This is a genomic window from Chitinophaga sp., assembly GCF_035564935.1.
Taxonomy (GTDB): Bacteria; Bacteroidota; Bacteroidia; order Chitinophagales; family Chitinophagaceae; genus Chitinophaga.
Genome location: NZ_DATMTE010000229.1, coordinates 1 through 1,512, shown reverse-complemented (window position 1 = coordinate 1,512; position 1,512 = coordinate 1). Strand labels below are relative to the sequence as shown.

Genomic DNA, 1,512 nt, shown 5'->3' with positions numbered 1-1,512 from the left:
ATATCTGTCCGCAGGTCATCTGAAATCAGAAACAGTACATTATATTTTTTTGGGGCTGAATCTACTGGTCGTTTGTGTTGCGATTGTCCTCGCAAACATAGCGCAAAATTCAGGAAGCAAAGCAATAGGTAATAATATTTTTTCATTTTGATTGATTGGAGTTATCGCTGACCGGCCACCAATCGGACGGTACATGCGCTGGTAAACGAAAGATACTATTTAATTCATTTTTTTAGGGCTAATATCCGGGATTTTGATAGGATCGGCGGGCTGTTTCATCAAGTAGTACGCCATCCTTGTCTGTTAGCATGCTGATAAAAGATTGCGGAAAGGGTTTGAACGTATGCGTTGCTGAAAAGGTTCCCTTGCCATTTCCATCCTGCCCATTCACTCCAGATGGATTATCCGATCTGGACCAGCTGCCAGTACGGCCAGAGGCTAGTTGCGCGTGATGCAACATGCGCTCCAGCTGTATACCTGCGTGGTGTATCCCCTCGTATACGACCTGCTCTGTATTGAACTCCCGGGAATACTCATTATAGATAAAATGCACAAAACGTTTCAACTCGGAATTTGCCTCGGGCGGATATTGCTCAGCCTTGGCTTTAGCCGAACTACCATCCCAATAGGAAGCATCGACTCTAATTTTATTGAATGTGGCTGTCGCGGAAGGATAGGGGTAGGAGCGCTCTTCGGCGCGCAATGATTCGGCACCAGGGTATAAGCGGGCCAATACCTCGGCGCGATTTTCGCCAGCTTTATAGGCGGCGCGGTTGCGTAAGATGTTGATGTCGGCGATAGCTTTTGCATAGTCTCCTTTCCGGCCATAGGCTTCTGCCCGGATCAAGTAGGTTTCGGCAAGCCGGAAGATGGCCACGTCACGTGTGCCGAAATGGTTGTCGACGGTACTGCGGTTTGGATCGATAAACTTACGTGAAGAGGGGCGTACCTTTCGGCTCAAGAGCAGTCCAGCATTCCCATTGTAGCGGTCTGCACCGGTCTTCCTGTAATAATATTTTCCATTGTCTTTGATCCACCGCGGATAGAGCACATAGGGCTGTGCGAGGGCCTCAGCAATATCAATGGCCGTTTCCTTGGTGTTCTCCAGGAAAACAAGTCCTAGGTCAGCCTTCCCAATTTTCGGCTGTCCGGCTACGGCATTCCGGCCATTCCACGAGGGACGTTTATAGTTCGGCTTGATATTGCCGTTAAAGAAATCGGCTTCATTTGTTTGCCAGGCCAGGGAAGCATTTTTTGCATCCGTATAAGCTAGGCCGGGACCGTCCGACTGGGAAGCGTTATTGAAGGAGGCACTCTCATATTCGAGCTGGAAGGATTTTTCAAAACGGGAATCGTTCAGTTTATCAGTAAATACATCATAGCCCCAGTCCGAAGGCAGGAATCCCTGACCTTTTAGCAGGCCGTAAGACCAGGTCCAGCTTGGGATATTCCAGGCCGAGTTGCGGTAATCGGCGGTAAAGGCGGCGTTGGTACGCATGCCGTAGCGACCAT

General features: G+C 49.3%; 1 protein-coding gene. It reads right to left on the bottom strand.

The window, feature by feature from the left end; all coding sequences use genetic code 11:
• Positions 1 to 238: 238 nt before the first annotated feature.
• On the bottom strand, positions 239 to 1,512 hold a 1,274-nt coding region (locus tag VN105_RS06110; RefSeq protein WP_325638948.1), incomplete at its 5' end, for a RagB/SusD family nutrient uptake outer membrane protein.